This window comes from Wocania arenilitoris, from assembly GCF_021728535.1.
GTDB classification, from domain to species: Bacteria; Bacteroidota; Bacteroidia; order Flavobacteriales; family Flavobacteriaceae; genus Wocania_A; species Wocania_A arenilitoris.
The window spans coordinates 169,456-193,972 of record NZ_JAKKDU010000004.1 but is presented as its reverse complement, the minus strand read 5'-3'; the positions used below and the strand labels follow the sequence as shown (position 1 = coordinate 193,972).

The following is a 24,517-nucleotide window of genomic DNA, read 5'->3' as shown; positions in this document are numbered from 1 at the left end:
AGGTGGTTTTTTTTATCACTTATATTTTCCTATTTTTAGCCTCGTTAAAAAAATAATAACTAAATAATTAACTAATTTTAATATGGAATTAATTGTAAAAATTTTACCACTTTTTGGTGTACTAGCACTTTTATTTGTGTTTATAAAAAGCGCATGGGTTTCTAAACAAGATCAAGGTACCGATAAAATGAAAAGAATAGCAAAAAACATTGCAGATGGTGCTATGTCTTTCCTTAAAGCTGAATACAAAATTTTATCAATTTTTGTAGTTGCTGTTGCTATTCTATTGTACTTTAAAGGAAATGCTGAAGCTGGGTCTAACGGAATGGTCGCTGTATCATTTATTGTTGGGGCTATTTGTTCTGCATTAGCAGGATTTATAGGAATGAAAGTTGCTACAAAAGCAAATGTAAGAACCACAAGTGCAGCAAGAACATCTCTTGGAAAAGCTTTAGAAGTTGCTTTTGCAGGTGGTGCTGTTATGGGGCTTGGTGTAGTAGGACTTGGTGTTTTAGGGCTAAGTGGTTTATTTGCCTTATATAGTGAAATGGGTTGGGGGCTAAACGAAGTACTTAATGTGCTTTCTGGATTCTCACTTGGTGCATCTTCAATTGCATTATTTGCTCGTGTTGGTGGTGGTATTTATACTAAAGCTGCAGATGTTGGTGCAGATTTAGTTGGTAAAGTTGAAGCTGGTATTCCAGAAGATCACCCATTAAACCCTGCAACAATTGCAGATAATGTTGGTGATAATGTTGGTGATGTTGCTGGTATGGGAGCCGATTTATTTGAATCGTATGTTGGTTCAATTATAGGTACTATGGTATTAGGTGCATTTATTTTAACACCAGATTTTAATGGTTTAGGCGCTGTATACTTACCATTAGTACTAGCCGCTGTTGGAATTATTATGTCTATTATAGGAACATTCTTTGTTAGAGTAAAAGATGGAGGAAATCCGCAAACAGCTTTAAATATTGGAGAATTTGGTTCGGCAGGCTTAATGGTTGTCGCATCTTATTTTATTATTAATGCTTTAATCCCAGAATCTGTTGAAGGTTTACCTTTCGGATCTTGGGGTGTTTTTATGGCGACTATTGCTGGTTTAGTAGCTGGTTTAGCTGTTGGTAAAGTAACCGAATATTATACGGGTACAGGTAAAAAACCTGTAAACTCTATTGTTGCTCAGTCAGAAACTGGAGCAGCTACAAATATTATTGCTGGATTAGGAATTGGGATGATGAGTACTGCAATTCCAATTATTTTAATTGCTGCTGCTATTTTAGTATCGCATCATTATGCAGGTTTATACGGTATCGCTATTGCTGCGGTAGGTATGTTAGCAAATACAGGTATTCAATTAGCTGTTGATGCTTACGGACCAATTTCTGATAACGCTGGTGGTATCGCTGAAATGGCAGAATTACCAAGTGAAGTTAGAGAACGTACAGATAAATTAGATGCTGTTGGCAATACAACTGCCGCCATTGGTAAAGGATTTGCTATTGCTTCTGCAGCATTAACTGCTTTGGCTTTATTTGCTGCTTTTATGAAAACTGCTGGTGTTACCGCAATTGATGTATCTAAGCCAAATATTATGGCTGGATTGTTAGTTGGCGGTATGTTGCCATTTGTGTTTTCAGCATTATCAATGAATGCAGTTGGTCGTGCTGCTATGGCAATGATTGAAGAAGTACGACGTCAATTTAGAGATATTCCACAATTGAAAGCGGCTCTAGAAGTAATGAGAGCAGTAGATTCTGATATGTCTAAAGCAACAAAAGAACAACGAGAAATTTTTGATGCTGCTGATGGTTATGCTGAATATGATAAATGTGTAGATATATCAACAAAGGCTTCTATTAAAGAAATGGTATTACCTGGGTTATTAGCTATTGCTGTTCCTGTTGCTGTTGGATTTATTGGTGGTGCAGAAATGCTTGGAGGTTTACTTGCTGGTGTTACAACTTGTGGTGTACTTATGGCAATCTTCCAATCTAATGCTGGTGGTGCTTGGGATAACGCTAAAAAAACTATTGAAGAACAAGGTAAAAAAGGAACAGACGCTCATAAAGCTGCAGTTGTAGGTGATACCGTTGGAGACCCTTTTAAAGATACTTCTGGACCTTCATTAAATATCTTATTAAAATTAATGAGTGTTGTAGCTTTAGTTATTGCTCCTAGTATTGCAATTACAGCAGAAGGTGTTGCAGCATACTCTGAAGAAAAAGAAACTACTGAGTTAGTTACTCAAAATATTTCAAAAGAAATTAAAGTAGAAATGAGTGAGCTTGAAGAAGGTGTTTTTAAAGCAATTGTAACTACTGTAGTAAACGAAAATGGAGAAAAAACTACAAATTACCAAACCTTTGAAGGTACTGAAGCTGAAGTAAAACAAGCTGTTTCAGACTTAAAAGAAGCAGATAATAGCTAATAAACCATAATTGATTAATAAAAATTAAGAAGCTGTCTCAAAATCGAGGCAGCTTTTTTTTTTGTTAAAAAAACAATGATTATGTGCATGATCTTTTGTGTCTTATATATTGAATATCAGACATATGAATACTAATTTTAAAAACTACAATCAGTAGCAAAATTGGCTTTTTCCACCTAGTATTGAAGAACTTATTCCTAGCGAGCATCCTGTACGTGTGGTTAACGGAGTTATTGAGCAACTTAACCTTGATTTATTGATTAATCAATACCATAGAGAAGGTAAGCCTAGTTATCACCCAAAGATGATGCTCAAGATTATGGTTTATGTCTACATGGATAACACCTATTCTTCACGTAAAATAGAAAAAGCCATACGCGAGAATATCAATTACATGTGGTTATCGGCTAATCAAATTGCCGACCATAATACTATTGCTCGTTTTCGAAGTAACAAACTCAAAACCATTTTTAAGGATATTTTAAAGCAAATCGTGTTATTATTAGCCGATGAAGGCTTGGTAACCCTTAAGGAAGTTTATACCGATGGCACTAAGATAGAATCCATGGCGGGCAGATATACTTTTGTATGGTGTAATGCTATTAAAACCCGTACAGAAAAATGTCTAAGCAGTTGGAAAAACTTTGGCAATATGCCCAGAGCATAGCCAATGTAGAAGACAAAGACCCTACGCCACCAGACTTTAAGTAAATAGATAAAGATAAAGGAACCAAAACTGCTGCAAAGATTAACAAAATACTTAAAGGCAATCCAAAGACAACAAGCAAACAAAAAGCCAAAGCACGCTATATTGAAAAGAATTTTCCAGCTAACCTTGAAAAGTACGAGCAGCAAGAAAAGGTACTTGCAGGGCGCAACAGTTAAAGCAAAACTGATCCTGATGCCACTTTTATGCGCATGAAAGAAGATCTCATGCTTAACGGCCAGCTTAAACCAGGCTATAATGTGCAAATCAGTTCAGAGTCTCAATTTGTTATCCATTACAGCATACATCAAACCACTAACGATATACATACTTTAAAACCTCATATAGCATCTTATGAGTATCTGTATGAAACGCTTCCCGATTACCTCACCGCAGATGCAGGCTATGGCAGTGAAGAAAACTATGATTTACTAGAGCAAAAAGGTATTCAAGCCTATGTGAAATACAACCCCTTTGATAAAGAAGAGCAAACTTATAAATCAAAGAAAAAGAAAAAAGCTAAAAATGATTTCCACAGAGATAATTTATACTATAATGCTGAAAAAGACTGTTACATCTGTCCGATGGGACAGCAAATAAACAACATCTATCACACAAAGAAAACTACAAAATCTGGCTATAAGCAAACTTATAGTGTCTATCAAACTCAAAACTGTCATGGTTGTCCATTACGAGCAGTATGCCATCGCTCTAAATACAATAATAGAAAAATAGAGAGAAATCACAATCTGGAGGGTCATAAACAGATTATGAGGGAAAGGTTAACAAGTAATGATGGATTAAAGCGGCGTAAAAAACGTACCGCTGATGTAGAACTTGTTTTTGGACAAATCAAACCGAAACTTCAAACGATTTAATCATAAAGGTATCGAAAAAGCAGAATTAGAGTTCGGTTTACATGCTTTAGCGCATAATATGAGCAAAAAAATGGCTTAAATGACTTAACTAAAATCAAAAATAGAATTTATCAAACCTATTTCTCCATAAAATGAAAAAACCGCCTCTTTTTGTTAATGAGACGGTTTCTTTTATTTAACACACTTTTATCAAATCCATGCAAAGGTTTTGTATCTTTATACGTCTATTAAAAAAGAAAAATATAAATCATGAAACGTATTATCCCTTTATTGGCATTAGCATTAACATTTAGTTGTCAAAATACTGCCCAAGTAAATAAAAAGCAACTCGATGTAATTAACGCAGAACCTATAGAAGTACCTATTAAAAAAGGAAAAGCACGTGCTTATTTTGCAAGCGGATGCTTTTGGTGCGTTGAGGCTATTTACGAAAGCGTAAAAGGTGTTGAAGAATCAATTTCGGGATATGCTGGCGGACATACAAAAAACCCAACTTATGCATCAAGTAACACAGGAAGCACAGGACATGCTGAAGCTGTAGAGATTATTTACGACCCAAAAGTTGTTAGCTTTGAAACTTTGGTTGATGTGTATTTTGCATCTCAAAATATAACTCAATTAAATGGGCAAGGTCCAGATCATGGTTCGCAATACCGTTCTATTATTTTTTATCAAAATGAAGCCCAAAAGCAAGTTATTTTAAAAAAGAAAGCGGCCTTAGCAAAAAAACTAAATGCAAAAATAGCTGCCGAAGTTTATCCATTTCAAAAGTTTTGGGTAGGCGAAGATTATCACCAAAACTACGAAAGATTACATCCAAATCATCCTTATATAAAAAATGTATCTATTCCTAGATTAAATAGGTTTAAAGCTAATTACCCAAAAGAGTTACTTAAAAGTAAAAGTCATTAGTTAATAAATTGAATCTTATAATATTAAAACCCCGATATAAACTATTGGCATTTTCTGTTTTTATAGTTTTATATTACTTCAATACTTCGTTAAGATTTTAGGCAGCTCTAGTACCGTAAAATCTTAACGAAGTATTGATAGACAGCATAAATTATAAATCGGGACATATGTGCACAATCTACAAACAAATAAACGAAACCTTATCAAATTAATTGTAAGAAAAAATATTAAAATTATTATCTATTTCGCCAGAAGAAAGGCGTAAATAAAATAAGCACAGTAAAGAGCTCTAAACGACCTAAGAGCATTAAAAAAGCACACCATAGCTTGCCAGTACTTGGTAAAGTAGCATAGCTATTAACGGGACCAAAATCGCCTAAAGCTGGACCCACATTACCCAAACTTGATGCTGCCAAACCTATGGAAGATCTAAAATCAATTTCCATCATAGAAAAACCTAAAGCACCAATAATAAAGGATAACATATATAAAATAAAAAAGGCCAGAATGTTAAAAACAATATCACCTGAAACAGCTCTTTTATTATAACGCACTGGTACTATAGCATTAGGATGCAAGGTACGTTTAAACTCTAAAAAACCATTTTTAATCATTAACAAATGTCTTACCACTTTTACACCTCCAGAGGTGCTACCTGCTGAACCACCAAGAAACATTAACCCAAAAAAGAACACAACTAAAAAGGGTGTCCACATGGTAAAATCTGCTGTAATAAAACCTGTTGTAGTAATAACAGATAACACTTGAAATAAAGCATGTCTAAAAGCACTTTCTGCTTCACCAAAAACCATTGGATGGTCTATTGAAGAAGCAGACACATCTGCCCTAAAATAAATGATTAATGCCGAAATAACTGTAAATACAATAATGAATTTAAAATAGAGCTTAAACTCTTCATCTTGAAGAATTTTTTGAATTTTCCCTTTAAACGCAAAATAACTCAACACAAAATTTGTTCCAGCTAAAAACATGAATAATATCACTATATATTGAATTATAGGTTGACCATTATAATGTGCTAAACTCGCATTTTTGGTAGAAAAACCACCCGTAGATAAGGTACACATACTATGATTTATGGCATCAAAAAAAGACATTCCTGCAACGTTTAACAAAATAGTTTCAGCTGCAGTATATCCAAAGTAAATAAGCCACAACCGTTTAGCAGTATCTGTAATTCTTGGATGCAATTTATCGGCACTTGGCCCTGGTGCTTCGGCAGCAAACAACTCCATACCTCCAATTCCTAGTAAAGGAAGAATAGCTATAGCTAAAACTATAATTCCCATGCCACCAATCCAATGTGTTAGACTTCTCCAAAATAGTATTCCTTTTGGTAATATTTCAATATCTGTTAAAATTGTAGCTCCTGTAGTGGTGTACCCTGAAATGGTTTCGAAAAAAGCATTAGTAAAGTTTGGGATAGCTCCTGTAAACATGTACGGGAAAGCACCTGAAAGTGCCATTATAATCCAACCAAAAGTTACAACAATATAACCTTCGCGCTTATTCATTTCTTTTTTATGCTTTAAAGACAACAGCATAAATACTACTCCCAAAACCAAAACCGAAACTCCTGCTAAAAATAAATTTAAGGTAATTCCGTCTTTGTAAATAAAGCTAACAATTGCTGACAAAAGCATAAAAGCTCCATTAAACAATAATAGTAGACCAAAAAAGTGGATTATAATTTTAAAATTAAGTTTCACACAAATGCTTTTAGGCTAAAAGAAAAAACTTTCAACTCTTTTAATTGAAGTTGGCAAACAGCACACTACTACTCTATCTCCTTCTATTATTTGAAAGTTACCAAGAGCAAGCATTCCTTCTCCATTTCTAATAACTCCTCCTATAATTGCTGTTTCTGGAAAGTTTAAATTTTTAATAATTTTATTACAAATTTTCGATTTTGGCTTTACTATAAACTCTAAAAGTTCAGCATCCATGCTACTAAGCTTTGTCATAGCTACAACATCTCCTTTTCTAATATATCTAAATATGCTATTTGCTGCTAAAAGTTTTTTATTTATTAAGGTATCTATACCAATAGAATGAGAAAGTTCAAAATAATCTATATTCTCAACGAGTGCAATGGTTTTTTTAACACCCTTATTTTTTGCTACTAGACTTGAAATAATATTCGTTTCAGAATTTCCTGTAACAGCAATAAAGGCATCCATTTCAGCTATATTTTCCTCTTCTAAAAGTTCTACATTTCTACCATCACCTTTAATTATCAATGTGTTTGGTAGTCTATCTGCTAATTCAAAAGCGCGTTCTTTACTATTTTCTATTAGCTTAACATTAAATCTTCCGTTGCTTTTTTTAGCTAAACTTTTTGATGTTTTCCTTCCTATTCTTCCACCACCAAGAATCATAACATCTCTAATCTCAGTTTTGTAAATACCTGCTAATTTACACAACTCCTCGTCACCACCTTTTGATGTAATAAACACCACATGGTCGCCTTCTTCTAATGTTGTATATCCTCTTGGAATTATTGTTAAATGAGAACCTTGACGCTGAATTGCTATTGGAAAAAAATGAACATCTGGAATCATTTGAGCAGCTTCTTTAACAGATTTACCAATAAATTTGGCGGTATTGGTTAAATTTAAACCTAACATGGTTAACGCGCCATTTTCAAACTCGTAAGTATCATTAAAAACCGATTGATTTAGTAATAATTCAATTTCTTGGGCTGCTAATTGCTCGGGAGAAATCAACTCATCAATTCCAAATTTAGTAAATCCTACTTCATCTTTAAAGTCAATAAATTCTGTATTAGAAATACGTGCAATGGTTTTTTTTGCACCTAATTGTTTGGCTAAAACACAAGCTGTAATATTAGTAGTTTGCGAAGAAGTTACCGCAATAAACAATTCTGTTGAACTGACTTTTGCTTCGTTAAGCATCTTTATCGATGTAGCATCTCCATTTAACGCTTTAATATCTAAATGCGACTCAGCATACACTAAACTAAGTTTGTTGGGATCTATTAACGTAATTTCCTGAGATTCGTACGATAATAGCTTTGCTAAATGAAATCCAACTTCACCAGCTCCTGCAATGATTATTTTCATTAGTAAATATCCATAATAAGTATAACAAATATATAGTATTTTAATGTAATACAATTATTTGTTTTGAAGTTTCTTAATAGGTCTTTAATAGTTTATATTTGTGCAAAAATTTGAGGTTTGTCAAAAATAAAACCATATAAAAATAGTGATTTAGGCAAAAAGGAACAGGTTACCAAAATGTTTGACACCATTTCTGGTGATTACGATGGATTAAACCGCGTAATATCCTTTGGTATAGATATTAAATGGCGAAAAAAGGTAGTTAAATTGGTTAAAGAAAAACAACCTGAAACTGTTTTAGATATTGCTACAGGAACAGGTGATTTAGCTATTAATCTTGCTGAAACCAATGCTACTAAAATTGTAGGTTTAGATATTAGTAGTGGCATGCTAGATATTGGAAAAGAAAAAATTAAAAAGAAAAAATTAGAATCTAAAATTGAAATGATTCTAGGTGATTCTGAAAGTATGCCTTTTAACAACAATAGCTTTGATGCTATTACTGTTGCTTTTGGTGTACGTAATTTTGAAACTTTAGAAAATGGTTTAAAAGAAATACTTCGCGTTTTAAAACCTAACGGCATTTTTGTGATTTTAGAAACATCAATACCAGAAAAGACACCATATAAACAAGGTTATAATTTTTATACAAAAAACATTTTACCTGTTATTGGCAAAGTATTTTCAAAAGATAGAACTGCTTATAAATATTTATGCGAATCAGCATCAGTTTTTCCTTATGGTGAAGCGTTAAACAATATTTTACGAGAAATTGGGTTTATTAATGTTGAAGATTTTCCGCAAACCTTTGGGGTTGCGACCATCTATACAGCATCAAAACAATAAAAATGAAGCACCTTTTTTTGTTATTAACATTTCTTTTAGTAGTTCAAACTTCTAAGGCTCAGCTCTTTAAAAAAGAAAAAGTAACTTATGATGCCAACCAAGGAAAAGGCAGCACAGATAATAATCTACTACGTTGGGGCTATTTTCTAGGTGTTAACAATTACGATTTTAACTTTGACTATAATAACGATTTACGAGATATTTATGTAAAAAGAAGTCCTGGTTTTAGTGTTGGCTTAATAGGAAATTTACGCATAAATAAGTTTATCGATTTACGTTTAGAACCTGGTTTATTAATTACTACAAGAGAGCTATATTATAGTCAAACCTATTTTCAAGGTTTTCCTGATTTTAACAGCTCCGATTTAACCAGAGAGGTAAAATCTACATACATTCATATTCCCTTGTTAGTAAAAGTTTCAACAAAACGTATTAATAATTTTAAGCCTTTTATTGTTGGAGGGTTTTCTACGGCTTTAAATCTTTCAAGTAACGAAACCAATCCAAATGATAATAGCAATGGGCAATTTAGAACCAAAAAAAATATGCTGTTTTATGAGCTTGGTTTTGGCATAGATTTGTATTTATATAATTTTAAGTTTACACCTTCTATTCGTGGTCTTTTTGCTATTAATGATGAGCTTATTAGAGATGAAGATCCTAATAGCCCATGGACAAGTAATATTGCTAACATGAAAACACGTGGGGTTTTTATTAATTTTACGTTTCAGTAAAAGCTTGTCGTTTAATTGTTTGTTGTAAAACCAATAACTTAACAATTAACTCCTCCTAAACTCACTTAAAAAAATAGCAGTTGCTGTAGCTACATTTAAACTTTCAGTAGCTTGTAAATTTCCAAATCTTGGAATAGATATTTTTTCTGTTATTATAGCCTCAACTTCTTTTGAAACACCATTGGCTTCATTTCCCATAACTAAAACACCTTCTTTTAGCAATTTTTTAGTGTAAACGGTTTCTCCATCCATAAAGGCACCAAAAACTGGCAAAGTTACTTCATTCAAAAAATCAACCAAATCCACGTAATTTATATTAACTCTAGCTATTGATCCCATTGTAGCTTGTATTACTTTGGGGTTAAAACAATCAACAGTAGCTTTGCTACAAACCAAATCTGTAACTCCAAACCAATCACAAAGTCTAATAATGGTACCTAAATTTCCAGGATCTCTAATGGCATCAAGTGCTACAATTAAACCTTTTCTATTAATAGATTTTGGTTCGGGTATTCTAAAAACTGCTAATGCTTTATTTGGTGTCGTTAAAAAACTAATACGTTTTAATTCGGTTTCAGAAATTAAAATTTCATCTTTGGCATCAATATTGAATGATTCTGTCGTATATAAAGCATGAAGTACAAATTTAGACTGCAACAGCTCTTGTATTGTTTTAACACCCTCAACAACAAAAAAACCATGTTGCATTCTATATTTTTTTTGCTTTAAACACGTTATAAATTTTATTTGGTTTTTAGAGAGCATTAAAATCTTTTTTTATTATTTCATTTTTATTTTTTATAAAGAAATGAAAAATATTAATAAGGTTACATTACACTTAAATAATTTAGGTGTTTTCTGAGGAAATAATGTATTTTTGAGTCCATAAGTTAGGCCTTTAGTATTATTTCTTTTTAATTAAAACAAACTCTTAAATACTTAACTTGAATTAAATACAATTTCGTTTGTACCAACAACTCTTAAAAATACTAATCTTATTTTTTATTGCAGGATATATAACCTCTTGTAATACCGTTAAAAGAGTTGCTGAAGATGAGCATTTGCTGGTAGAAAATACGGTTTATGTTAATGATAAAAAAAGTAAAACTGAAACCATAACCAGTTTATTACATCAAAAACCAAACAGCAAACTACCCTTAATTGGTAATTTAAGGCTTAATATATACAATTTAGCGCGCCCAAACAGGGATTCTATTTTTGAAGCTTGGCTTGATAAAAAACCCAATAGACGTGAACGATTAAACAAAGCGTATTCACAAAAGCAAGTTGATAGACTTAAAAACTCTGCTTTAGGGTTTAATAATTGGTTAAAAAAAACTGGCGAGCCACCAGTAATTGTTGATGAAGAGAAAACAAAAAAAACTGTAAAACGTTTAAAATCTTATTACAAATTAAATGGCTTGAGTAATGTTGATGTAAACTATAAAATAAACACAAAAGATAATAAAAGAGCAAGTATTGACTATTTTGTAAAACACGGCGAACCATATATTATTGATTCCATTACAAAAAATATTAAATCCCCTGTTATTGATTCTTTATACAAAAAAATTAAAAAAAGAGCTTTAATAAAAAAAGGTGATCAGTATATTATCGACCCTATTCTTGGCTTAGAGCGTGATAGAATTGCAACCGAAATGCGTAACTCTGGTGTCTATCATTTTAATCAAGATTATATTCGGTTTACAGTTGACACTGTAGAGACAGACAAAAAGGCAAATATCGATATTATCATTCAAGATAGAGCCATAAGAAGTCAAGACACTATTTTACGAGAACCTTTCAAGATTTATACCATTGACAACGTAAACATTATAACGGATTATACTTTTGAAAACAGAAATAAACCATTTCAAGATTCTATTTCATATGGCGGTTACAAATTACTGAGTTATGGAAAAATGAGGTATAGACCAAGAGCAATAACAGATGCTGTTGTTATTAATCCGGGGAGCATTTTTAAAGACATTAATAGAACTAGAACGTTTAGACATTTAAACGAATTACAAACATTTAAGTACCCAACTATTGAATATATAGAGAATAATGATAACACCCTTTCAAATACCATTAAATTAACACCTTTAAAAAAATTCGGTTTAGGATTTAGTGCCGAAGTATCTAAAAGCAACATACAAACCATTGGCTTAGCCTTAAACCCAAGCTTGCTTATTAGAAATATTTTTAGAGGCGCTGAAACTTTCGAAATTTCCGCCATTGGATCTATTGGCGCTTCAGATGATGCCGGCGATAATCGCAATCAGTTTTTTGATATTAATGAACTTGGAGTTGATTTAAAACTAACTATCCCTCGATTATTTTCGCCGTTTTATACTGAGAACCTAATACCAAAATACATGTCGCCAACAACCCGGATTGGTTTATCAGCTACAAGTCAAACAAATATAGGCTTAGATAAACAAACCTTTGTAGGTTCATTCAATTTTAAATGGAACCCTAATACTATTGCTACTAATAGACTCGATTTGTTTAATATACAATATGTTAGAAATCTTAATATTGGAAATTATTTTGGTGTTTATCAAAGTTCTTACAACGCGTTAAATAATATATCTAACACTATTAATTACAATAATGGAGAGGATTTGTTATTCCCAGAACAAACAGATGCTTTTCTAAGTGATGTTTTAAATGATAACACCTCTTTAACTCCTACTGATAATGACTACAAAACGGTATCTGCTATAAACGAGCGTAAAAATAGATTAACTGAAAACAATCTTATTCTCTCATCAAGCTTTAGTTTTACTCAAGATAAAAGACAAAATTTATTTGATGAAAATTTTTCAATCTTTCGTTTTAAAGTAGAAGCCGCTGGAAATTTACTTGCCAATACTTCAAAACTTTTAGGACTAAATAAAAATGAAGATAATCGCTACGAACTATTTAATGTCGCCTATTCTCAATATATAAAAACAGAATTCGACTATGTAAAACATTGGAATTTAGGCAGAAAAAATGTTTTAGCATTACGTAGCTTTTTTGGTATTGCAATCCCTTACGGAAACTCATCCAGTATACCTTTTGCTAAAAGTTTTTTTGCTGGTGGCCCCAACGACAATCGTGCTTGGACAGCTTATAACTTAGGCCCAGGCAGCTCTGTAACTAATGACGAATTTAATGAAGCTAACTTAAAATTGGCATTTAGTTTAGAACAACGCTTTAATATATTTGAAAACTTAAACGGTGCCGTATTTATTGATTCGGGTAACATATGGAATGCTCTCGATGATGTTGAAGACAACAATGCTACCTTTACAAGTTTAGACTCATTAAAAGATATTGCCATAGGGTCTGGTTTTGGTTTGCGCTACGACTTTAGTTTTTTTGTTTTTCGTTTCGATGTTGGCTTTAAAACATACGACCCTTTTTACAGAGACCAAAACCGATGGTTTAACGATTACAACTTCTCTAATGCCGTTTATAACATTGGCATAAACTATCCGTTTTAATCTGTTTATTTTTACATACAAACTATAACGTTTTAGTGTAGTTTTACGCTTTTCAACTTAAAAAAACACTCTTATTTATTTAAAAATTGATTACTTTTGAAACCTATTAATTTTTAATCAATTAAATAATAAAAATGGGACATAATATAAAACCAGGTGTTGCAACAGGTAAAGAGGTACAAGCTATTTTTAACCATGCTAAAGTTAATAATTATGCACTTCCTGCTGTTAACGTTATTGGTTCAGATACTATTAATGGTGTTTTAGAAACTGCTAGAGATTTAAACGCTCCTGTAATTATTCAATTTTCAAATGGTGGAGCACAGTTTAATGCTGGTAAAGGATTAAATAACGATGGACAAAAAGCAGCTATTGCAGGTGCAGTTGCTGGCGCTAAGCATGTTCACACCTTATCAGAAGCTTATGGTGTTCCCGTAATTTTACATACAGATCACTGTGCAAAAAAGCTATTACCTTGGATAGATGGATTGTTAGATGCTAGTGAAAAACATTTTGCTGAAACTGGAAAATCTTTGTTTAGCTCGCATATGATTGATCTTTCAGAAGAACCAATAGAAGATAATATTGAAATCTGCAAACAATATTTAGAAAGAATGTCTAAGATGGGCATGACATTAGAAATTGAATTAGGAATTACTGGCGGTGAAGAAGATGGCGTAGATAATACTGATGTCGATGATTCAAAGCTATATACTCAACCTGAAGAAGTTGCATATGCCTATGAAGAATTAAGTAAAGTAAGTTCACAATTTACAATTGCTGCAGCATTTGGTAATGTACACGGTGTTTACAAACCTGGAAACGTGAAATTGACACCTAAAATTTTGAAAAATTCTCAAGAATATATTTCAGAAAAATACGGTGTAGAGGATAATCATATCGATTTTGTATTTCATGGAGGTTCGGGCTCTACAGTTGAAGAAATTCGTGAGGGCATTAGCTACGGTGTAATTAAAATGAATATTGATACGGATTTACAATACGCTTTTATGAGTGGAATTCGTGATTATATGGATGACAAAGCTGATTATTTAAAAGCACAAATAGGTAATCCTGATGGCGATGATTCTCCAAATAAAAAATATTACGACCCAAGAGTTTGGCTACGTGAAGGTGAAAAAACTTTTGTAACAAGACTAAAAAAGGCCTTTGAAGATTTAAATAATGTAAATACTTTATAATAAATAATTTTACTACAATTATATAAAAAGACCCTCTTTAATTCATGGTCTTTTTTTTATTAAAACACTACAATACAAATAGTTACAAGTTAATAATTAATAAAATCATTGTGTATTACTCTAAAATTAAAAAAAGACTTAATTTTGTGCTTAGATTTACGATATACAAATTATCCTTAAAAAATTTTGTAAATCTTAAAACTTGTCCTTAGTACAATCAAAGGATTTAAAACCGTAATTTTAAATATGGCTTGGTTTAAAAGAAAAGATAAAGGAATACAAACAAGTACTCAAGAAAAAAAAGACACTCCAAAAGGGCTTTGGTATAAATCTCCAACTGGTAAAATTATTGACACAAAAGAGTTAGAACAAAACTTTTATGTCAGTCCAGAAGATGGCTATCACGTTAGAATTGGAAGCAAAGAATATTTCGAAATACTTTTTGATGATAATAAATTTAAAGAGTTAGATGCAAACTTAGAATCTAAAGACCCTTTAAAGTTTGTTGACACAAAAAAATATCCCGACCGTTTAAAGGCGGCACAAGAAAAAACTAAGTTAAAAGATGCAGTGCGTAGTGCAGTTGGAAAATCTAAAGGGAAAGATTTAGTAATAGCTTGTATGGATTTTGCTTTTATTGGGGGCTCTATGGGTAGTGTTGTTGGTGAAAAAATTGCCAGAGCAGCAGATTATGCCTTGAAGAAAAAATTGCCTTTTATGATTATCTCAAAATCTGGAGGAGCACGTATGATGGAAGCCGCATTATCATTAATGCAACTAGCAAAAACATCGGTAAAATTAGCACAATTGGCTGATGCAGGTATTCCATACATTTCACTTTGTACCGATCCAACAACTGGTGGTACAACAGCTTCGTTTGCTATGTTAGGTGATATTAACATTGCAGAACCTGGAGCTTTAATTGGTTTTGCAGGGCCACGTATTGTAAGAGATACTACCGGAAAGGAATTACCAGAAGGATTTCAAACATCCGAATTTTTATTAGAGCATGGCTTCTTAGATTTTATCTCTCACAGAAACGAATTAAAAAACAAGATTAATCAGTACATTGATTTAATTACAAATCAGCCCATAAGAGCTTAAAAATAAGACTTTTCTAGTGCTTATTCTTTTTTATTAATAACCTTGTAAATTAATAAAAAAGCGTATATTTGCCGCTCGAAAGAAAATCTTTCGTATACATAAAAATCATTTACAATAATATTAGCATGTATTTAGAAAAAAAAGAAAAGGAAAAACTTTTCAAGAAACACGGTAAAAATGCAAAGGACACTGGTTCTGCAGAAGGACAGATTGCATTGTTTACGCACAGAATTAATCACTTAACTGAACACTTAAAAAACAATCGTAAAGATTATAATACTGAGCGTTCTCTTGTGAAATTAGTAGGTAAGCGTCGTGCTTTACTTGATTATTTGACTAAGAAAGATATCTTAAGATATCGTGCCATAGTAAAAGAATTAGGATTAAGAAAATAATAAAAGAGGCTATAATAGCCTCTTTTTTGTTTTAATATAACTCTCGCACAGAGTTTAAACCGTGCATTGAAGAAGCTTATTACAGTTTTTTATTGGTCAACACACAACAACTACACACAACACAACGACCATTGTTTAACATGATTTGAGCACGATTATGCTTGAATTACAAGAAAAAATTTATGATTCCACAAACATTTAAAGAGGTTATAGACCTCGGTGACGGTAGAGAAATTTCTATTGAAACCGGAAAATTAGCAAAACAGGCACATGGTTCTGTTGTTGTGCAATCTGGAAAATGTATGCTTTTGTGTACAGTTGTTTCCAACTATCACGCTGCCGATGTAGACTTTTTACCTTTAACGGTAGACTACAGAGAAAAATTTGCTGCAGCAGGAAGATACCCTGGTGGTTTCTTTAAAAGAGAAGCTAGACCGAGTGACGGCGAAGTTTTAACAATGCGTTTGGTAGACCGTGTTTTACGTCCGTTATTCCCAAAAGATTATCATTCTGAAACTCAGGTGATGATTCAATTAATGTCTCATGACGATGAAGTTATGCCAGATGCCATGGCAGGTTTAGCAGCTTCTGCGGCTATTCAATTATCAGATTTCCCATTCGAATGCCCAATCTCTGAAGCCAGAGTTGGTCGTATTAATGGTGAATTTGTAATCAACCCAACCCGTGCTCAATTATTAGAGTCTGACATCGATATGATGATTGGCGCTTCAGCTGATTCTGTGATGATGGTTGAAGGTGAAATGGATGAGATTTCTGAAGAAGAAATGGCTGATGCTATTAAGTTTGCGCACGAAGCGATTAAAGTGCAATGTGCTGCTCAAGTTAGATTAGCTGAAGCGTTTGGCAAAAAAGAAGTTCGTGAATACGAGCCAGCAGTTGAAGATGAAGATTTAGCGAAGAAAATTCATCATATGGTTTACGATAAAACGTATACCATTGCTAAAGCAGGTTCTGCAAAGCATGAACGTGGAGAAGCATTTAGTAAGATAAAAGAAGACGTATTTGAGTCGTTCTCAGAAGAAGAGCAAGCAGAGTTAGGAAAACTAATACATAAATATGTAGCGAAAGCTCAAAAATCGGCCATTAGAAATTTAACTTTAGATGAAGGCTTACGTTTAGATGGTAGAAAAACGGATGAAATTAGACCCATTTGGTGTGAGGTAGATTATTTACCTTCTACTCATGGTTCTTCTATATTTACTCGTGGAGAAACTCAAGCCTTAGCTACTGTAACATTAGGAACAAGTAGAGAAGCCAACCAAATAGATATGCCATCATTCGAAGGTGAAGAGCGTTTTTATTTACATTATAACTTCCCTCCTTTTTCTACAGGTGAAGCAAGACCAATTCGTGGCACATCTCGTCGTGAGGTAGGACACGGTAACTTAGCGCAACGTGCTTTAAAAGGGATGGTACCAGAGGATTGCCCTTATACAGTACGTGTTGTTTCTGAGATTTTAGAATCTAATGGTTCTTCTTCTATGGCAACGGTTTGTGCTGGTACTATGGCAATGATGGATGCTGGGGTTCAATTAAAGAAACCTGTTTCTGGTATTGCAATGGGATTAATCTCGGATGCTGATTCTGGAAAATACGCTGTACTTTCAGATATTTTAGGTGATGAAGATCATTTAGGAGATATGGACTTTAAAGTAACAGGTACTGAAGATGGTATTACAGCTTGCCAAATGGACATTAAAGTAAAAGGATTATCATACGAGATTCTTGTAAATGCTTTAAAACAAGCTCGTGATGGTCGTTTACATATTTTAGGTAAGATTACTGAAACTATTGCTACGCCAAATGCTGAAGTTAAGGATCATGCTCCCACAATGGTTACAAGACGTATTCCTAACGAATTTATTGGCGCGTTAATTGGTCCTGGCGGAAAAGTAATTCAAGAATTACAGAAAGAAACTGAGACTACTATTGTTATTAATGAAGACCCAGTTACTGAAGAAGGTGTTGTTGAAGTTTTAGGCGTAGGCAGTAAAGGTATTGATGCTGTTATGGCAAAAATAGATTCTTTAATGTTTAAGCCTGAAGTTGGTAGCGTATACGAAGTAAAAGTAATTAAAATGCTTGATTTTGGTGCTGTTGTTGAATATGTAGATGCTCCAGGAAATGAGGTTTTATTACACGTAAGCGAATTGGCTTGGGAGCGTACTGAGAATGTATCTGATGTTGTAAACATGGGAGATGTATTTGATGTTAAGTATTTTGGCGTAGATTCTAGAACACGTAAAGAGAAAGTTTCTCGTAAAGCTATTTTACCAAAACCAGAAGGCTACGTGGCTAGACCACCAAGAGATAATAATCGTGGTAGAGATAACAGAGGTAGAGATAATCGTGGACGTGATAATCGCAACAGAGATAATCGCAGAGACGATAGAAAACCTAGAGAAGATAACAAAGAGGATTAATTCCTTTTTATTCTATAATTTAAAAGCCATCAGTTAAAATTGATGGCTTTTTTATTAATTAGAAATTCTAATCAATTTATCATGTTTTTATAGAAATTGTTTAAACCCCTTCCACTTATTAATATCTCCATTAATAATAAATGTTTCTGACTTTTTAAATATCGAACTACCTAAACCAATTAAAGCTCCACCTGCTAAACCTACCCCTCCTCCAATTAAAGCTCCAGTACCAGGTGATGTCCCTGTTGTGTATTCATATTCTCCAACAATAATTGCAGTTCCTGTTTTAGTTTCTTCTTTTGAAGTAGCTAAACCAATTACAACACCAACTCCCCCACCAATAAGACTCGTTGAGAGAACATTATTCCCAATTGAACGTTTTGTTTTTATTTGTCCAATATTCTTAACATTTATATTTATAAATTTCTCTCCTTTTTTTAGTCTAAGAATTGTATCATTAGTAAACACTTCATGCCCTTTATTTATTCTTTCACCATTTAAGTTTTAAACTCGAACAAATATGTTTTTATCTTTATTCGATTCTTGAGAATATAAGCTCATACTAAATAATAAAACTGCTGAAAGCATTAGCATTTTTGATTTGATTTTAATTGTTTTCATGATTATTAATTTTTGTTGGTTATTAATAAATTTAATTAAGGGGTAGTTCTTGTAGCTTCGCAATATTCATCTCCAACTTTTAAATTAACATCAGATGGATCGACTCTGTCAAACCTATTTGAACCATCACTCATTTGAACCGTCAAGTCTAAGAGGAGCCCCCAGCCATAATAAACCTCTGTAATTTCTGTTATTGTACCACAAGGAATAGGTGAATCTTTTGAGCATCTTAAACAAGTTGTGAGGCAAAAAATTATTATTGATACAAATTTTATTATAGTTTTCATATTGTTAGATTTTATTAACTCAATTTCTTTTAACATAAACTACTGGCTCTGTAGACAAATTATAATTATCCCAACTTATCTCTTCTGAAGAGATTTTAGTAAATCGATACCAATCATCACTATAGCCAGTTGATACTTTAATGGCATAACTATTTGTTGCTATAAATTCTTCAACAGTAACATCACTTCCTAAACCTTGTAAAATGATATAAGACAACATGACGCTATTTTCGGTTCCCTCTTCTCCAATTTTAAAAAAATGCTTTTCGGTAAACTTTAATCCGGACTGTCCCAATGTATCATCCTTTACAATCCAAGTACCTTGTATCCAAGCAGGAGGGTTAATTCCTAAGGCATCTATTTTCTCTTGTTCCTCTGGGGAACATGAAAAAAACAAAACCGTAAAAAAAAGTATTAAATTAGTTTTCATTTTTATTATTATTTAAAACTATATTTTAATCCAAAACTCATTAAAACATTTTCTACTGCATAAGATGTTTCCCCAAAAATGCTTTCAGTGTGACCTTTATTACTTCCATTATATTTCTCGATATCTAGATATACAGCCATTTTTTTATTTATAAAATAGTTTAATCCCACTCCAGCATTAACACTTCCGTATTGTTTTGGAAAATCTGTTGATAAATTGCTTGAGTAATTACTATAAGTGCTTTTAGTTTCTATGTTAAATGCATAACCAAGTTTAAGATTTGCTCCTAAATTTTTATAAACCCTAAACTCCCATTTTATGTAAATGGGTATTGCAATTACATTCCCTTTAAAAGTACCAGAACCTCCATAAGTTAAAGGAATACCAAACAAACTAGAATTTGGCTGATTAAACGAAACGCCAGTTTCAAAATATTTTATCTTGCCAGATACGCTCCAATGCCTTGCGAAATAATACTCAGTTAAAAAACCTCCTTGAAAAGAAGTCTTGGTTTTACCACTGGGAAAAAGATTAATCTTGTTTGTCCCCATCTCTACACCAAAAAACCATTTTCCTTTTGGATTTACAATTTCGTTTGTTTGTGATACAACTTTACCTGAAAACAAACTCAAGCCTATAATAATCAATATTGCTTTCATAATTTAAAATTAGATGCTTTATATGTTCCCATTAACCTATCCCAAAAAGTAAAATACAATCCAAAATTGAACTTAGAGTTTTGATGATGCACATCATGATCCATAGGCGTATTTTGCCACTTAAAAACTTTTAACGCCTTAATATTATAACCCAAATGAATAAAAGTATCATATAGTATTATACCCGAAATAAAAATGATTAAAGCTAAATTGTGCCATGGTATTAAAAACATAATTATAGGAATGATTCCCAATGTCAAAATAGCTTCAAATGGATGAAAGGCAAAAGCACACCAAGGTGATGGGTTTTTAAACTTATGATGTAATAAATGCGTATATTTAAATAGGTATTTATGGTGCATTAATCTATGTACCCAATACGAATAAGTATCATGTATTACAATCATTAAAAAAACACTCAAAACAAAATATGGCAATCCCAATTCGCTTATCTCAGTATAGTTTCTAGTGTAACCATTTCGCAACCAGTAAAGAAAAAGCCATATCCCCGAACTGTATATTAAAAGCGTTACAATAGAATATTTTACTTCCTTAAATACTTGCCCTTTTTCTGGATAAGAGGTTTGAATTTTGAATTGGTTATACTTTTTTCTTCTTATTACATAAAACCATAGATATGGAATTCCAGCCACTAATACGTACCTAACAATTAGCAACCCTAATAAAATTAGCCAGAGTTTAAAAGATGATATGTCTAAGATATGTTCCATAATACAACTTAATAAGAAGAACATCCTTTACTAGACATAACTTCAAGTTGATGCTCGAATGATTCATCTAAAACATTACCCGTTTTGGTATGACAAAAAGGACATGCATTCATATCTCCATTTGTATCTACATACATGCCTTTTTTTCCTGCATTGAAACAACCTATTTTTCGTTGATAAAAACCATGATAGGTTATTATAGGAAATGATTTAAATGCCTTTTCATAATTTAGTTTTGTGTAAAAAGTTTCTAGAATTTTAATATTATCACTAGTTAAGTAAACATTCTTATTTGCAAAATGGCCCACAGGCTTTGGCTCTAAAAACTGTACAAATGACACACCTAACTTTTTAGCCAATTCCATATAAGCCATCAAATTCGTTTCTGAAATAAACTCATTTGTTACACATACTGATAATGCCACAACTAAACTTGTTTTGTTAGCATTTTTTACGGCTTCCTCAACCCAATAATAAGCATCCTTAAAACCTCTAAACGCATTATGTTTTTCTGGATTAAAATGATCTAAACTTATTATTACTCCTGTTAAACCAGCTTCTTTTAAACGGTATGCATTATTTTCTGTAAGTTTAAAACCTGAAGTTGCAACCCAAAAATTTGTAGTCTTTTTTGAATTAGAAATCACATCTACCAAAGTATCCATTTTTAGAAGTGGTTCTCCTCCTGAAAATTGAATTTGACTAACTCCTTTTTTCTGTAACCTTGATACTATTTGCTTAATTATATCAGGAGACAAAACATCCTTTTTGTTTAAATTCTCCCATTCATAACAATGTTTACATTGTAACGCACATTTTTTTGTTATAGCTAAAAAAACAGAATTAAATCTATTTACAGATAGCTTTGTTTTTTTAAAATCATTTAGTTGAGACACTATAAACTTTTTATAAATAGCATCATTCCAACCAGGTGTATAAAGCCCCATGTAATACTTCCCATTAGCCTTTATCATTTTATTTAATTTATAATTACCTAAAAACTTTTTTCTTAGATTAACTAAATACTTAAATGCTAAAACCCAGTCTCTAAAATTCGAGTAAGTTGTAATAATTATAATTGCTAAACTCACTTTAATTTTGAAGTGTACCCATTCCTTTTCAAAACCACTAATAACTTTGTTTTTATTAAGATGATGCTCTTTATTCAAATCATCTATAATTGAATTAGTGATAAATTGCTCAGTTATTGATATTGATTCCAGACTATTCATAATGCGATAATGTTTTTGAATCAAAATTTGCAAAATCAAAGTATGCCTTTTCTGAAAATCTAGTAAAAGTATTATCTTCTCTAAAACCCTGTAACTTTTCAAAATCTGGTACCCCTTTATAATCTCTTATATAATTATAATAGCCTCTGTTTTTTAAGAAAACAGTTTGAGTTAATCCTGGTTCAGGTTTTTCTGCAGAAAATTTCACAATTACCTCATCACCCATATTTGGTTGAGTAAAATATTTTTTATCATTTTCTAACAAAAATGATGTAACATTATTCCCGTTTTGATCAATGGCTTCAGAAGGACTAATTTGGTTAATACTTAAATCTATATTATCAGAAAAGTCCATTCCAACATAGTCTACTTCCCAAAACATAAATCCAGTTTCAAGTTTAATCTGCACCTTAGCACCTTCAACTTCATCCAAATTTATTGCTACAGCCATATCTCTTGTAGCCATAGGACCAACAGTTTTTATTTGTTCTACCAGTTTCCAACCATGACGCGTTTTAAGATAAATGGACAAGGGAATGTTTTGAGCATTTGCCCATTTATTCATTTCATCAGCTGATAAATACTGCTGTTCTTTTTGAAAAGTCCCATAATACATCCCGAATTTTTCGTTAAACTTTCCGAAAATATAATCTAACCAGACTGAGTTTTTGGCAGTTAAATAGAGTTTTGCTTTATTATTATCCTCTTTTTTACTGAAAGTAAAAGTTACACTTCTTGTAGCATCAGAAGTTTGTTTCAAAGTATTAAAACCATAATAAACATTATCCTTTTTTAACACTTCGGTTTTACTATGAGATCCATCACCAAGAATAACTTTTGTTGGAGCTTCAATATTTTTAAAGGTCTGGACTTGCCCCTTAGCGTCTAATATAACTTTTACATCTTTGCCGTGATTAATTACTTGCAGCTGTAACATATCCGTATGTTGTATTTCCTTTAACTGATTGGTTACTTTTAAAACATACTCACCAGTATTAGCAGAAAAACTTGTGAGAGGCAAATAATCATCCACTTGCATATTAGCAGTAATTATACCTGGATATAACTCGCCCATAAAATCATATTTCTCTCCATTTTTTATATACACAAAAGGACATGAACTTTTTAATGCTGCATAAAGAAGTGCGGCAACAAACACAGTGCCAACTTTGGTTAAAGCAATATTTGCAATAGTTCTCCCTGTATTTTTATCATTAACAGAAATAGATTCAATATCAGACAATGCAATATTCACAGTTTTATTAAACTCAAATGCTCTGGCAGATTTTAAGTAAAAATGAATTTCATCTAATGGTTTTGTGATTTTCTGCTTATATCTATGTACACGCTTACTTTCTCTTGATTTTTGATACTGATGTTCAAAATTAATTGGCGTTATAGTTCCCGAAATGTTTTGCTCATCTTCATTGATAACCATGTTATCTAAATGCCATGAATTATTAATAGAATGAATCACAACATATTTCTTAGTTTCATTAAATGTTTTAATTTCCTTTACAAGGGTTTCCTTTGTAGTTGGAACATTCTTTACAGTAAAATAAGAACATGAGACTGAAAGGTTAATTATTGCTAAGGACAGTAAAACTGAAATAACAGTACCCACTTTCTTTTTTAACTTCAACAAACTATTTGTTCTTGTTTTAAATTTCCGTTTCATCTCTTTATAGATTTAAATTAAAAGACTAAAAGAAGTAACCCACTGAAATTTGAAACACTCCATTTTTAACACTACTATCAAAACCTTCTTCATCATTAATATTAGATAATCCAAAATTATACCTAGCACCAACTCCAATACCATTATCAAGCTGATAACCTATACCTAGATTAAATCCAAAATCAATATTTTTTACAAAATCTTTAATATCCTCATCTTCACCATCAAACTCAGACTCAGCAGAAAGTAAAACTCCAAATTGTGGACCTGCTTCAACACTTAGTCCTTTAGATACATAGTACTTCCCTTGAATTGGAAGGGTTAAATAATTCAATTTCAACTCTTCATTAACGCCTTCATATTCATCTCTAGCGCCTTGACCAGAGACAAGTAATTCTGGTTGAATTGAAAATTCTTCTGAAATTGGAACTTCGGTAACTATACCAAAATGAAATGAAGAGCGACTCTTGAGGTCATCAGAGACATCACCATTTATTGAAGCTAGATTTAATCCGCCTTTTATTCCAAACTTTACTTCTTGAGCTGTGGTTGTCATAATAATTCCTAATACAACAATCATTGTTAATACTTTTTTACTCATAATTTCTTGGTTTTAAATTGCACAT

The 24,517-nt window shown here is 32.2% G+C and carries 20 protein-coding genes and 1 pseudogene; 10 read left to right on the top strand and 11 right to left on the bottom strand.

Annotation, left to right across the window (positions count from 1 at the left end):
* Positions 1-82: 82 nt before the first annotated feature.
* From L3X37_RS04730 to msrA, 3 genes and pseudogenes are all read left to right on the top strand, one after another.
* The gene (locus L3X37_RS04730) at positions 83-2,434 is read left to right on the top strand and encodes a sodium-translocating pyrophosphatase (RefSeq protein WP_237239017.1); all 2,352 of its coding nucleotides are present in this window, start codon (positions 83-85) and stop codon (positions 2,432-2,434) included.
* A gap of 181 nt (positions 2,435-2,615) precedes the next feature.
* Positions 2,616-4,097 (top strand): annotated as a pseudogene (locus L3X37_RS04725) (IS1182 family transposase).
* 170 nt (positions 4,098-4,267) lie between these two features.
* Positions 4,268-4,930, top strand: a complete 663-nt coding sequence (msrA, locus tag L3X37_RS04720; RefSeq protein ID WP_237239016.1) for a peptide-methionine (S)-S-oxide reductase MsrA — start codon at positions 4,268-4,270, stop codon at positions 4,928-4,930.
* Between the two features lie 236 nt (positions 4,931-5,166).
* On the opposite strand, the gene L3X37_RS04715 is transcribed toward msrA, so the two are convergent.
* Both L3X37_RS04715 and trkA read right to left on the bottom strand, forming a co-directional pair.
* Entirely contained in the window at positions 5,167-6,594 is a 1,428-nt protein-coding gene (locus L3X37_RS04715) for a TrkH family potassium uptake protein (RefSeq protein ID WP_237239015.1), read from the bottom strand.
* Between the two features lie 81 nt (positions 6,595-6,675).
* A complete protein-coding gene (gene trkA, locus L3X37_RS04710; protein ID WP_237239014.1) occupies positions 6,676-8,034 on the bottom strand; it encodes a Trk system potassium transporter TrkA in 1,359 nt (452 codons plus the stop codon).
* Between the two features lie 117 nt (positions 8,035-8,151).
* On the opposite strand from trkA, the gene ubiE reads away from it, so the two are divergent.
* Both ubiE and porT read left to right on the top strand, forming a co-directional pair.
* Entirely contained in the window at positions 8,152-8,880 is a 729-nt protein-coding gene (gene ubiE, locus L3X37_RS04705) for a bifunctional demethylmenaquinone methyltransferase/2-methoxy-6-polyprenyl-1,4-benzoquinol methylase UbiE (protein ID WP_237239013.1), read from the top strand.
* A gap of 2 nt (positions 8,881-8,882) precedes the next feature.
* Positions 8,883-9,614 carry a type IX secretion/gliding motility protein PorT/SprT gene (gene porT / locus L3X37_RS04700; RefSeq protein ID WP_237239012.1) on the top strand — a complete coding sequence of 244 codons (732 nt, stop codon included), beginning with the start codon at positions 8,883-8,885 and terminating at the stop codon, positions 9,612-9,614.
* A gap of 45 nt (positions 9,615-9,659) precedes the next feature.
* Here porT and L3X37_RS04695 read toward each other — a convergent pair whose 3' ends face one another.
* On the bottom strand, positions 9,660-10,379 hold the full coding sequence (locus L3X37_RS04695) for a TrmH family RNA methyltransferase (RefSeq protein ID WP_237239011.1): 720 nt from the start codon (positions 10,377-10,379) through the stop codon (positions 9,660-9,662).
* Between the two features lie 200 nt (positions 10,380-10,579).
* On the opposite strand from L3X37_RS04695, the gene tamL reads away from it, so the two are divergent.
* From tamL to L3X37_RS04670, 5 genes are all read left to right on the top strand, one after another.
* Positions 10,580-13,108 carry a translocation and assembly module lipoprotein TamL gene (gene tamL, locus L3X37_RS04690; protein WP_237239010.1) on the top strand — a complete coding sequence of 843 codons (2,529 nt, stop codon included), beginning with the start codon at positions 10,580-10,582 and terminating at the stop codon, positions 13,106-13,108.
* 134 nt (positions 13,109-13,242) lie between these two features.
* A complete protein-coding gene (gene fbaA / locus L3X37_RS04685) occupies positions 13,243-14,310 on the top strand; it encodes a class II fructose-bisphosphate aldolase (RefSeq protein WP_237239009.1) in 1,068 nt (355 codons plus the stop codon).
* A gap of 246 nt (positions 14,311-14,556) precedes the next feature.
* The gene (accD, locus tag L3X37_RS04680) at positions 14,557-15,414 is read left to right on the top strand and encodes an acetyl-CoA carboxylase, carboxyltransferase subunit beta (protein ID WP_237239008.1); all 858 of its coding nucleotides are present in this window, start codon (positions 14,557-14,559) and stop codon (positions 15,412-15,414) included.
* 125 nt (positions 15,415-15,539) lie between these two features.
* On the top strand, positions 15,540-15,809 hold the full coding sequence (rpsO, locus tag L3X37_RS04675) for a 30S ribosomal protein S15 (RefSeq protein ID WP_237239007.1): 270 nt from the start codon (positions 15,540-15,542) through the stop codon (positions 15,807-15,809).
* A 182-nt stretch (positions 15,810-15,991) separates the two neighbouring features.
* Positions 15,992-18,253, top strand: a complete 2,262-nt coding sequence (locus tag L3X37_RS04670; RefSeq protein ID WP_237239006.1) for a polyribonucleotide nucleotidyltransferase — start codon at positions 15,992-15,994, stop codon at positions 18,251-18,253.
* 87 nt (positions 18,254-18,340) lie between these two features.
* Here the strand turns inward: L3X37_RS04670 and L3X37_RS04665 are convergent, their stop codons facing one another.
* From L3X37_RS04665 to L3X37_RS04630, 8 genes are all read right to left on the bottom strand, one after another.
* Entirely contained in the window at positions 18,341-18,721 is a 381-nt protein-coding gene (locus L3X37_RS04665) for a hypothetical protein (RefSeq protein WP_237239005.1), read from the bottom strand.
* A 188-nt stretch (positions 18,722-18,909) separates the two neighbouring features.
* Positions 18,910-19,161 (bottom strand): hypothetical protein, encoded by a 252-nt coding sequence (locus L3X37_RS04660; protein ID WP_237239004.1) that lies wholly within the window; start codon positions 19,159-19,161, stop codon positions 18,910-18,912.
* A gap of 19 nt (positions 19,162-19,180) precedes the next feature.
* Positions 19,181-19,591, bottom strand: a complete 411-nt coding sequence (locus L3X37_RS04655) for a hypothetical protein (RefSeq protein ID WP_237239003.1) — start codon at positions 19,589-19,591, stop codon at positions 19,181-19,183.
* Positions 19,592-19,599: 8 nt separating this feature from the next.
* On the bottom strand, positions 19,600-20,250 hold the full coding sequence (locus L3X37_RS04650; RefSeq protein ID WP_237239002.1) for an outer membrane beta-barrel protein: 651 nt from the start codon (positions 20,248-20,250) through the stop codon (positions 19,600-19,602).
* Positions 20,247-20,981, bottom strand: a complete 735-nt coding sequence (locus L3X37_RS04645) for a sterol desaturase family protein (RefSeq protein ID WP_237239001.1) — start codon at positions 20,979-20,981, stop codon at positions 20,247-20,249. The genes L3X37_RS04650 and L3X37_RS04645 overlap by 4 nt, the downstream gene beginning before the upstream one ends.
* 8 nt (positions 20,982-20,989) lie before the next feature.
* On the bottom strand, positions 20,990-22,213 hold the full coding sequence (locus tag L3X37_RS04640; protein WP_237239000.1) for a radical SAM/SPASM domain-containing protein: 1,224 nt from the start codon (positions 22,211-22,213) through the stop codon (positions 20,990-20,992).
* On the bottom strand, positions 22,206-23,891 hold the full coding sequence (locus L3X37_RS04635; protein ID WP_237238999.1) for a hypothetical protein: 1,686 nt from the start codon (positions 23,889-23,891) through the stop codon (positions 22,206-22,208). The genes L3X37_RS04640 and L3X37_RS04635 overlap by 8 nt, the downstream gene beginning before the upstream one ends.
* Before the next feature lie 25 nt (positions 23,892-23,916).
* Entirely contained in the window at positions 23,917-24,492 is a 576-nt protein-coding gene (locus L3X37_RS04630) for a porin family protein (RefSeq protein WP_237238998.1), read from the bottom strand.
* Positions 24,493-24,517 lie beyond the last annotated feature (25 nt).

Coding starts and splice junctions, on each gene's coding strand:
- L3X37_RS04635 (WP_237238999.1), bottom strand. CDS start 23,891: ATGAAACGGAAATTTAAAACAAGAACAAATAGTTTGTTGAAGTTAAAA.
- L3X37_RS04695 (WP_237239011.1), bottom strand. CDS start 10,379: ATGCTCTCTAAAAACCAAATAAAATTTATAACGTGTTTAAAGCAAAAA.
- L3X37_RS04655 (WP_237239003.1), bottom strand. CDS start 19,591: ATGAAAACTAATTTAATACTTTTTTTTACGGTTTTGTTTTTTTCATGT.
- L3X37_RS04660 (WP_237239004.1), bottom strand. CDS start 19,161: ATGAAAACTATAATAAAATTTGTATCAATAATAATTTTTTGCCTCACA.
- rpsO (WP_237239007.1), top strand. CDS start 15,540: ATGTATTTAGAAAAAAAAGAAAAGGAAAAACTTTTCAAGAAACACGGT.
- L3X37_RS04630 (WP_237238998.1), bottom strand. CDS start 24,492: ATGAGTAAAAAAGTATTAACAATGATTGTTGTATTAGGAATTATTATG.
- L3X37_RS04640 (WP_237239000.1), bottom strand. CDS start 22,213: ATGAATAGTCTGGAATCAATATCAATAACTGAGCAATTTATCACTAAT.
- L3X37_RS04650 (WP_237239002.1), bottom strand. CDS start 20,250: ATGAAAGCAATATTGATTATTATAGGCTTGAGTTTGTTTTCAGGTAAA.
- L3X37_RS04645 (WP_237239001.1), bottom strand. CDS start 20,981: ATGGAACATATCTTAGACATATCATCTTTTAAACTCTGGCTAATTTTA.
- L3X37_RS04715 (WP_237239015.1), bottom strand. CDS start 6,594: ATGCTTTTGTCAGCAATTGTTAGCTTTATTTACAAAGACGGAATTACC.
- trkA (WP_237239014.1), bottom strand. CDS start 8,034: ATGAAAATAATCATTGCAGGAGCTGGTGAAGTTGGATTTCATTTAGCA.
- L3X37_RS04730 (WP_237239017.1), top strand. CDS start 83: ATGGAATTAATTGTAAAAATTTTACCACTTTTTGGTGTACTAGCACTT.
- fbaA (WP_237239009.1), top strand. CDS start 13,243: ATGGGACATAATATAAAACCAGGTGTTGCAACAGGTAAAGAGGTACAA.
- porT (WP_237239012.1), top strand. CDS start 8,883: ATGAAGCACCTTTTTTTGTTATTAACATTTCTTTTAGTAGTTCAAACT.
- accD (WP_237239008.1), top strand. CDS start 14,557: ATGGCTTGGTTTAAAAGAAAAGATAAAGGAATACAAACAAGTACTCAA.
- L3X37_RS04670 (WP_237239006.1), top strand. CDS start 15,992: ATGATTCCACAAACATTTAAAGAGGTTATAGACCTCGGTGACGGTAGA.
- msrA (WP_237239016.1), top strand. CDS start 4,268: ATGAAACGTATTATCCCTTTATTGGCATTAGCATTAACATTTAGTTGT.